The organism is Kitasatospora sp. NPDC056138 (genome assembly GCF_042264695.1).
Classification (GTDB): domain Bacteria; phylum Actinomycetota; class Actinomycetes; order Streptomycetales; family Streptomycetaceae; genus Kitasatospora.
Genome location: NZ_JBHJVK010000005.1, coordinates 104,848 through 114,332, shown reverse-complemented (window position 1 = coordinate 114,332; position 9,485 = coordinate 104,848). Strand labels below are relative to the sequence as shown.

Here is a 9,485-nt window from a genome sequence, read left to right as displayed (position 1 = left end):
AACCCCCCCCACCCCTTATTCTTTTTTTCTTGGGGTTGTGGGGGTGTGTTTTTTTTTTAAACCACACCACAATAAAAAAGTTTAAAAATAATTTTGTTTTTGCGGGGCGGGTCTGGGGCCGCACCCCCCCGCGCGCGGGCTGGGGCGCCGCCCCGCGGTTCAGGTCCCTCACATCATGAAGTCGAGCACTGACATCCCGGCGTTCGCCGGGATGCCGCTCGGGCCGACCGCCCGTCAGTCGTCGCTCTGCGGACCGGTCAGGTTCTTGGTGAGCCACTCCAGGGTCATCGGGATCATCTTCTTGAAGTCCGAGGTGAGGTGCTTGCCGCCGGGCTGCTCGTAGTACTCGACGGTGGTCGGCGCCTGTGCCTTGGCGACCCACTTCTTGACCAGGTTCACCTCGTAGCCGTTGGCGCCGCCCGAGGTGGCGAGCATCTTGACGTCGGCCTTGCTGGTCTCGATCAGCTTGCCGGGGCTGTTCGCCTCGCGCTCGGCCTCGTGGCCCTTCCAGAGCAGCGAGTCCGGGTCCCAGTAGCCGTCGATCGGCACGGCGACCTTGTAGACGTCCGGGTGCTGCATCGCCAGCTTGGCGCTGCAGAACGCGCCGGTGGAGGCGCCCATCACGCCCCAGCTGTCGCGGCCCTTGAGCGTGCGGAAGTTGGCGCGGACGAAGTCCGGGATGTCCTCGGACATCCAGGTGCCCATCTTGGGCTGGCCCGGGATGTCGCTGCAGTCGAAGGCCCGCTTCTCGTCGCTGGTCAGGTTCTGCACGGGCATGATCATGATGAAGGGGTGCGCCTTCTGCTCCTTGACGAGCTTGGCGTCCTCCTCCTGGATCGGCAGCTGGTTGTCCGTCCAGGTGTTGTAGCCGTTGCTCTGACCGCCCGCGTAGAGGGTGAGCACGGGGAAGCCGAACTTGGCGTACTTCGGGTCGTTGTACTGCGGCGGCAGCCAGACCCAGACGTCCGCCGTGACACCCGACTTCTTGCCGGCCAGCGTGGTCTTCATGATCGGACCGGCGGCGGTGTCGCGGACCTTCTTCAGTTCGACCGGCGTTCCGGCCGGCATCGAGACCTTGGTCTCCTTCGGCGGCGCACTGTTCGCCGCCGCGGGGGCGACCGCTGCGGCGTCGCCCCCCTTGGCGGCGGGGGCCGGCTTGCCGCCGCTGCTGCAGGCCGCCAGGGCGGCGGACAGTGCGAGCACGGTGATACCGGCGAGGACGGCGCGGGTGCGGGTGGGCTGCGAGTGCGACTGCGGCTGCTGCGGCTGCACGGTGAAATCTCTCCGACCGATATCACGCCCGGCCGGACGGATCCGGGCGGTGGCCCCCGGGTGGGGCCGCTGAGGGGAGGTCGCGAGCGGTGTTCCGGCGTACCGGCGGCTGGGCTGCCGGGGACGTACTCCTCCCGACCTCAGGACGGCGCCCTGCTCCGAGCGGAGTGGCGCGCCGTCCTGTGATCCTATGACGCGACTTTGGCCGTCGGCAGTTGCGGTGGCACCGCCATACCATTCGTTTACCCGCCGTTCGCCGGACTCGCCCCCGCCGATCGGCGGGGGTCCCGGACCGACGGTGACCAGCTGGTCAACCAGTTGTCACGGCGTGAGACTGACCGGTCGTTACGGCGTCCGCGGTCCGGCCGGCGCGACGCGTGCGGGCGAGTGCGCCGGCCCGGACGGTCCGGCCGCTACGGGCGGCGCGGGAAGGCGGCCGGCTCGCCCCACGCGGAGCCGCCCGCCGGCGCCCCGGGCACCCGGGGCCCGAGGCTGGGCAGTACCTGGGCAAGACCTGGGCAGCACCTGAGCAGCGCCGCCGGCCGAGGGGGACGCCGGCGCCTGCTGTGATCACCGTCACCCCGCCGGGGCCGCAGGCCCACCGGGGCGGCGCGGGAGGCGGCGCCGTGGTGGTGGCCGCACCCTGGTGCGCCGAACGGAGCAGCCGAGGTCACCCGGAGGACCGGCGGCGACGCTCACCCCCGGTCCGGAAGTCCATCAGGACGGCGTAGCGGCCGGCGTGTCGGCGTCGGGGCGGCTGGTCCGGGGCCCGAGCGCCGGTACCCGGGCCCGGGGCATCGGCCGGACGGTGGATGGCGGCGGTGGACCACGGCGGCGGCGCCAGGTGCGGAGCGAGGCGGCCCCCGGCCGTCCCGCCAATCGGGACCACCGGTCCGCGGCCGGCTCCTGGACGCTCGCACCAGTGACGCGGCATCGGTGATCGGCGATCATCATGGGGTCGTCGCACCCCGAGGAGGAGCGCCATGTCCGAGCAGATCGCCGTCGTCACCGGAGCCGGCAGTGGCGTGGGACGCGCCGTGGCGCTGGAGCTCGCGGCGGGCGGGTGGCGGCTGGTCCTCGCCGGGCGCCGGGCCGAGCCGCTGCACGGGACCGCCGAACTGGCCGGGCGCTCCGGCGCTCCGGCCCTGGTGGTACCGACCGACGTCACCGATCCGGACGCCGTGGACGCGCTGTTCGCCGCCGCCGAGCGGCACTTCGGCCGGGTCGACCTGCTCTTCAACAACGCCGGCACGTTCGGTGGCGCCGCCCCCGTCGAGGAGCTCGCCCTGGCCGACTGGCGCGCCGTGGTGGACCTCAACCTGACCGGCGCCTTCCTGTGCGCACAGGGCGCCTTCCGCCTGATGAAGCGCCAGGACCCGCAGGGCGGCCGGATCATCAACAACGGTTCGATCTCCGCCCACGTCCCGCGCCCGCAGAGCACCGCGTACACCGCGACCAAGCACGCGGTCACCGGTCTGACCAAGTCGCTCTCGCTGGACGGCCGCCCGTACCGGATCGCCTGCGGCCAGATCGACATCGGCAACGCGGCCACCGACATGACCGCTGCGATGAGCGTCGGCGTGCGCCAGGCGGACGGGCGGATCGCCGCCGAGCCGACCATGGACGTGGCCGATGTCGCCCGGACCGTGCGCCACATGGCCGAGCTGCCGCTGGAGGCCAACGTCCAGTTCGCCACCGTGCTGGCCACCACCATGCCGTACATCGGCCGCGGCTGAGGCCGGAGCCGGGGCCGCAGGCCCACCGGGGTCGGGGCCGGGGCCGGTCCCTGCGGGGCCGGGCGCCCGGTGGGTGTGGCCGGTCAGCGGGTCCGCCGGGCCCCTGCCGGGCCGCTCACTCGTCGTGGGAGTAGCGGTAGCGGCGGGCGCCGGCGTGCTCCTCCAGGCGGTAGACGCTGGTGGTGGGCCAGTACTCGCCGGCCTCCGCGGCGGGGAGTTCGGCACGCAGGACCATGCGCAGCGAGGGCGGCGGCGCGGTCGAGCGGACGCGCTTGAGCTGGCCGTCCCAGCGGCCGCCGTACAGCTGGAGTTCGAGATCGGTCGGGGTCCAGGTCACCCGGCCGATGCTGCCAGTGCCCCTGCGGCGCAGCCGCGCCGACGCACGAGTAGCACTCCTTCGAGCGGTTTCGCCGCCGCGGCCGTGACCGCCCCGCCGCGTGCACGGCGGGGCGGTCCGGGCCGGCGGGCGGTCAGTTGCGCCAGGTGTCGTTCAGGGTGAGCACGCCGCCGGCCGGCACGGTGGCGGTGCGGTTGGCGCCGCTCTCCCAGGTGACCGTGCCGGCGGCGTCCTTGCGGATGTACTTGTACTCGAACGAAGTCCCCGCCGCCAGCGGCACGTTCGCCGTCCAGACCGGGTAGCCGGCCGAGGAGAGCGGCAGGGCCTTGCCGGTGTCCCAGGCGCCGAGGGCGGCGCTGCTGCCCGCCAGGTAGATGTTCTGGCCGGGCACGGTGGTCGCGTTCACCGCGAAGGAGGTGCCGCTGCCGACCGGCGCGGGCGAGCCGGCGGCGCCGACGTAGAGCGCGATCGAGTCGCCCGCGCCGACCGTGGCGGTGAACCTGCCGTCCGAACCGACCGTGTACGTCGGTCCGGTGCAGCCGCCGCCGCTCGGGTCGCCGTGCTCGACGTCGCAGTACGTCCCGGCGGGCAGCGAGGTCTGGAAGGTCTGGGTGACCGGGCCGCTCTCGTGGTTGATCGCCACGTAGCCCTTGCCGCCCCGGCCGAAGGCGATCGCGTTGCTGCCGTTGGACCACCAGTTGGTGAGCCCGGTGCCGGAGACGGCGTTGCGGAAGCCGACCATGTTGGCGATCTGCTGCCAGGCGTGGGTGCAGTTCCAGCCGTCCTGGTAGCAGGCGTTGACGGTGCCGCCGTTCGGCGGGCCGTCGTCGTTGCCGGAGAAGGCGTAGCCGGAGTAGACGTTGGGCGAGCCGTACGGGTAGGCCAGCATGAAGACATTGGCCAGGGTGTAGGTGTTGCCGTACTTGTAGTTGAGGGTGGAGCCGTTGCGCTCGGTGTCCCAGTTGTCCACGAAGGTGCGGGCCTGGCTGCTCGGCAGCAGCCCGGAACCCCAGGTGGCGAGGTCGGCTATCCGGCCGCCGTCGAAGGCGCTCTTGAGCCAGGTGCCGGAGCGGAACTCGTCCACGTCCCCGGTGCCGGTGTACTCGGACGGCTGGATCGGCTCGCCCGCGCCGTAGATGACCTCCTGCACCCAGTACGCGCCGGGATTGGCCATCTTCGCCTTGATGGCGGCGAGGTCGGAGGCGGCGATGTGCTTGGCTGCGTCGATCCGGTAGCCGTCCACGCCGAGCGAGGCCAGGTCGTCGAGGTACCCGGCGATGGTCTGCTGGACGTACGCGCTGCCGGTGTCCAGGTCGGCGAGGTTGACCAGCTCGCAGTTCTGCACGTTGGAGCGGTCGTTGTAGTTGGTGATCGGCTGCCGGCAGGTGTGGAAGTCCTGGTCCTGGTAGTAGCCGGGGTAGTTGTACTTGCTGTAGACGGTGCCGCCGGTGCCCGTGCCGGAACCGGCCGACATGTGGTTGATCACCGAGTCGGCGATGACCTTCACTCCCGCCGCGTGGCAGGTGGAGACCATGTTCCGGAACGAGGTGCGGTCGCCGAGCCGTCCGGCGATCTGGTAGCTGACCGGCTGGTAGGAGGTCCACCACTGCGGACCCTGGATGTGCTCCTGGGGCGGGGAGACCTCGACGAAGCCGTACCCCTTGGGGCCGAGCGTGTCCGTACACGCCTTGGCGACCGAGTCGAAGCGCCACTCGAACAGGGTGGCGGTGACGTCCTTGCCACCGGACGGGGCGGCCTGGGCGGCCGGGGCGAGACTGAGGGCGGTGCAGAGCGGGAGCGCCAGCACGCAGGCGGCGCTCAGCGCACCGAGCGCGCGGGCGCGCGCACGGGTGGGGGAAGTGGTGACCACGGTGTCTCCAGAGGCAGGGTGGGGGGCCTGCGGTACCCGGCGCCGACGGCCGGGCGACTTTTGCTGCAAGCTCTTTGAAACTTGCAGGAAACTTTCAGTGGGCCGAATTTATGGGCGCGTCAACGGCACGTCAAGGCGCCGGAGGGCAACAGTTCGATATCCCCGGCGGATCGGGTGCTACCTAACGCCCCGTCGGCGCATCTAGTACCGGTGGCACCACGACGGGTGCCGCACAGCAGCACCGGATGCGCGGGGGACGACCAGATGGACGAGGCGCTCGACTTCGAGGAGTTCGCGAGCAGCAGAGCCCGCCGGCTCTTTCAGGTCGCGTACCTGATGTGCGGGGACTGGCACCAGGCACAGGACCTGGTGCAGACCACCCTCGCCAAGATGTACTCCGTCTGGGGCCGCCTGCGACGCGGCCGGGACGAGCCCGGACTGGACGCCTACGCCCGGAAGGTGCTGCTGCGCACCTACCTCTCCCAGCAGCGGCTGCGGCGCTCCAGCGAGCTGGTCACCGACGAGCTGCCGGAGTCACCGGCCGTCCACGGCACCGGCACCGGCACCGAGCTGCGGCTCACCCTGGTCGCCGCACTCGCCCAACTCCCCCCGCGCAACCGGGCGGTGGTGGTCCTGCGCTACCTGGAGGACCACAGCACCGAGGCCGTGGCCGAACTGCTCGGCATCTCCAACAGCGCCGTGAAGAGCCTCAACACCCGTTCGCTGGCCAAGCTGCGCACGATCCTCGGCAACGACCGCGAGCTGTTCCTCTGCGGCTGACCCCAGCCCCCGCCCCCCGACACCGACAGACCAAGGAATCCGGCCGTGGACCTTGAGCACGACCTGAGCCGCATGCTCGAAGAGAGCGTGGTCGGCCTCACTCCCCCGCTCCCCGCCATCCTCGCCGAGGCCGACCGCCGGGGCCGCAGACTGCGCCGGCGCCGCAGACTGCAGATCGCCGCCGCGACCGTCGCCGTCGTGGCCCTGGCCGGTACCGGCGCCGTCCTCGGCCTGCGTCCGGTCGCCGCCCCGCCCGCCGCCGGACCCCGGCCGGCACCGACCCCCAGCGGCAGCCGGGCGCCCGCTCCCTTCACCGGCGCCGGACTGCTCGCGGTCCTCACCGGGCTGCTGCCCGACGGGCGCATCTCCCACCCGGTGCCCGCCCAGGGCGAGGAGCCCGGCGACTTCGCGGGTCTGACGGTGGACTACGACGACGGCCTCAGCCCGGTCACCATCGAGCTGTCCCTGCACGCCAGGGCGACCGGCACCGCGTCGGCCCCCTGCCGGCCCGAGAACGGGAGCGGGAGCGGGAGCGGCGAACACCGGCCGTACGGGGCGGAGCCGCCCAGGTGCAACACCGTCAGCTTCCCCGACGGCAGTGCCGGGTGGTCGGAGGTCTCCGCCGCCGACGGCAACGGTCTCTACACCGACTCCGTCGACCTGACCCGGCCGGACGGCAGCGAGTTGCTGATCCGGATCTTCAACGGCCGCCGCGGACTGTCCGGTGAGGAGGAGTCGCGATCGGTCCGGCCCAGACCGCCACTCACCTCCGCCGAGCTCACCGCCCTGGCCCGCAGCCCCCGTTGGCAGTTCCAGGTGCCCGACCGGCCGGGAACCGCCGTCCCCGGCGCCCCGTCGCCGGGCGGCTCCTGACCCGCACAGCGCAGTCGGGCCCGGCGGCCGAAGCCGCCGGGCCCTCACCTGTCCACCGGTACGGGATCAGCCGGTCTGGACCGCGGTGTCGTCGATCACGAAGCTCGTCTGCAGCGAGGAGTCCTCGGTGCCGGTGAACTTCAGGGTGACCGTCTGGCCCGCGTAGGCCGAGAGGTCGAAGGTGCGCTGCTGGTAGCCGGCGGCGGCGTCCACGTTGGAGTAGGTCTTCAGCGTGGTGCCGTTCACCTGCACCGACAGCTTGTCGTACGCGGTCGAGCCGGACTCGGCCGTGTCGATGTGCAGCCAGAAGCTGAGGGTGGCCTTGCAGCCCGCCGGGATGGTGACGGTCTGCGAGAGGCTGTCGGTGTGGCTGGAACCGTAGCCGTCCAGCCAGGCCTTGTACGAGCCGCTGTGGGCGGCCTGGCCCGAGCTGTTGTCGATCACGCCGCTGCTGGCGGTCCAGGGGGCGGTGCCGGACTCGAAGCCCTGGTTGCCGAGCAGCTGGGCCGGGGTGCAGCTGCCGCCGCCACCCGTGCTGACCGTCCAGGTGAAGCTGGTGGTGCCGCTCTTGCCGGAGGAGTCCTTGGCGGTGACGGTCACGTTGTAGGTGCCGGCGGCCGTCGCGGTGCCGGTGATCAGACCGCTGGAGCTGATCGACAGACCGGTCGGCAGGCCGGTGGCCGAGTAGGTCAGCGTGCCGGTGCCGCCGGTGGCCTTGATCTGCAGGTTGGCGGAGCTGTTGAGCGCGGTGCTCTGGTTGCCCGGGTTGGTGACGGTGACGCCGCCGCTGGGCACCGTGCCGACGTTGACGCCGGCCCAGGCGGTGGCGACCTGGTTGTACTCGGTGCTGCTCGCACCGTACAGGTCGGTGGCCGCGCTGAGGGTGGCGGTGCGGGCCGCCGCGTAGTCGGTGGTGGAGGTCATGTAGGTGGTCAGCGCGCGGTACCAGATCGCCGCCGCCTTGTCCCGGCCGATCCCGGTGACGGCGATGTTGTTGACCGTCGGGGAGTTGTAGCTGACGCCGTTGATCACCTTGGCGCCGCTGCCCTCGGACAGCAGGTAGAAGAAGTGGTTGGCCACACCGGACGAGTAGTGCACGTCCAGGTTGCCCACGTTCGAGGACCAGGAGTCGGCCGACTGGCCGTCCTTGGAGGGCTTGTCCATGTAACGGAGCGGCGTGCCGTCCCCGTTGATGTTGATCAGCTCGCCGATCAGGTAGTCCGGGGTGTCGGTGGGCAGGTTGGCGTAGAACTCCACCATCGTGCCCATGATGTCCGAGGTGGCCTCGTTCAGACCGCCGGACTCACCCGAGTAGTTGAGGCCCGCGGTGGCGGAGGTGACGCCGTGGGTCATCTCGTGGCCGGCCACGTCGATCTCGGTGAGCGGCTGGGTGTTGTTCGAGCCGTCGCCGTACGTCATGCAGAAGCAGCTGTCGTCCCAGAACGCGTTCACGTAGTTGTTGTCGTAGTGGACGCGGCTGTAGGCGCCGACACCGTCGTTGCGGATGCCGTTGCGACCGAAGGTGTTCTTGTAGAAGTCCCAGGTCGCCGCCACACCGTAGTGGGCGTCGACGGCGGCCGACTCCTTGTTGCTGACCTGGCCGTTGCCCCAGGTGTCGGTGGACTTGGTGAACAGCGTCCCGTTGCCCGAGGTGCCGTTGTTCATGTTGGTGGTGTACATCCCGCCGCGGCTGGCGTCCTTCATCTGGTACGTCGAACCGGACTGCGTGGTACCGATGTTGACGTTGCCGACGAAGATGCCCTGGCCGCTGCCGGTCTCGATGCCCTCGACCTTGGAGAGCACCTCGCCGGTCTTCGCGTCGGTGACGACGTGCAGCCGGCTCGGGGTGCCGTCCTTCTGCTTGCCGGTGACGACCGTCTCCCAGGCCAGCTTCGGGGTTCCCTTGGCGGCGAAGACCACCAGGCGCGGGGCGGTCTCCACCTTCGAGCCGGACTCCGCCGCGAGGGCGGTGGCCTGGGCCTTGGGCGCGGCCAGCGCGGGGGTGGTGCTGATGCCGTTCAGCGAGGCGGTGGTGGCGCGGTCCACGCCCTTGGTCGCACCGGCCGCGGTCTGGTGCACGATCAGGTCGCCGCCGAGCACCGGGAGCCCGCCGTAGGTGCGCTCGTAGCGCGTGTGCCGGGTGCCGTCGGCGTCGCGCATCGCATCCTTGACCACCAGCTTCTCCTGGCTGCCAAGACCCAGCGACTGCGCCATCGCGGCGGTCTGCTGGCTTGCGTCGGCGATCAGTTGGGCCCGGCTGGCGGACGCCTGCGGGGTGAGCGCACCGGCCGAGGGGCTGGGAGCGGCCTGCGCGATCACCGGGATTCCGGTGACCAGCAGCGCCGTGGTGGCCGCGAGCGCGGCCAGACTCACCCGGGCGTGCTTGTAGCGGGACATGCAGACTCCTTATCCGACCGGTCGCGGGGTCACGAGCGGTGGAGAGAAACCTGGCCGCAGGGTTGCGGCGCAGTGGGGGCCCCGCCGCCGGTTCGCGGCAGGGGTGCGTTGCAATGAGCGGAGCGCGGATCAGGAGATGAAGCCGGTGGCGCTGTGCCTGCGGCGGAACAGCCGCACCCGGGGGTGGGGGAACCCTCCTCATCTGCAGCCGGGGGAATCG

Annotated in this window: 7 protein-coding genes; 3 read left to right on the top strand and 4 right to left on the bottom strand. The window is 71.2% G+C overall.

Going from position 1 to position 9,485, the window contains the following annotated elements; genetic code table 11:
- Window positions 1-234: 234 nt before the first annotated feature.
- The gene (locus ACFC1R_RS05495) at window positions 235-1,272 is read right to left on the bottom strand and encodes an alpha/beta hydrolase (protein ID WP_375933115.1); all 1,038 of its coding nucleotides are present in this window, start codon (window positions 1,270-1,272) and stop codon (window positions 235-237) included.
- 983 nt (window positions 1,273-2,255) lie between these two features.
- Between ACFC1R_RS05495 and ACFC1R_RS05490 the strand changes: the two genes are divergently transcribed.
- The gene (locus ACFC1R_RS05490; RefSeq protein ID WP_375933112.1) at window positions 2,256-3,008 is read left to right on the top strand and encodes an SDR family oxidoreductase; all 753 of its coding nucleotides are present in this window, start codon (window positions 2,256-2,258) and stop codon (window positions 3,006-3,008) included.
- Window positions 3,009-3,123: 115 nt separating this feature from the next.
- Here ACFC1R_RS05490 and ACFC1R_RS05485 read toward each other — a convergent pair whose 3' ends face one another.
- Together ACFC1R_RS05485 and ACFC1R_RS05480 are read right to left on the bottom strand one after the other, a co-directional pair.
- A complete protein-coding gene (locus ACFC1R_RS05485) occupies window positions 3,124-3,345 on the bottom strand; it encodes a hypothetical protein (RefSeq protein WP_375933109.1) in 222 nt (73 codons plus the stop codon).
- 133 nt (window positions 3,346-3,478) lie between these two features.
- Complete coding sequence (locus ACFC1R_RS05480; RefSeq protein ID WP_375933106.1) at window positions 3,479-5,215, bottom strand: carbohydrate-binding module family 20 domain-containing protein; 1,737 nt, start codon at window positions 5,213-5,215, stop codon at window positions 3,479-3,481.
- Window positions 5,216-5,479: 264 nt separating this feature from the next.
- Between ACFC1R_RS05480 and ACFC1R_RS05475 the strand changes: the two genes are divergently transcribed.
- Both ACFC1R_RS05475 and ACFC1R_RS05470 read left to right on the top strand, forming a co-directional pair.
- A complete protein-coding gene (locus ACFC1R_RS05475; RefSeq protein ID WP_375933103.1) occupies window positions 5,480-5,995 on the top strand; it encodes a SigE family RNA polymerase sigma factor in 516 nt (171 codons plus the stop codon).
- A gap of 45 nt (window positions 5,996-6,040) precedes the next feature.
- On the top strand, window positions 6,041-6,868 hold the full coding sequence (locus tag ACFC1R_RS05470) for a hypothetical protein (RefSeq protein ID WP_375933100.1): 828 nt from the start codon (window positions 6,041-6,043) through the stop codon (window positions 6,866-6,868).
- Between the two features lie 66 nt (window positions 6,869-6,934).
- Here ACFC1R_RS05470 and ACFC1R_RS05465 read toward each other — a convergent pair whose 3' ends face one another.
- Window positions 6,935-9,265: a M4 family metallopeptidase gene (locus ACFC1R_RS05465; RefSeq protein WP_375933097.1), complete on the bottom strand. Its 2,331-nt coding sequence runs from the start codon at window positions 9,263-9,265 to the stop codon at window positions 6,935-6,937.
- Window positions 9,266-9,485 lie beyond the last annotated feature (220 nt).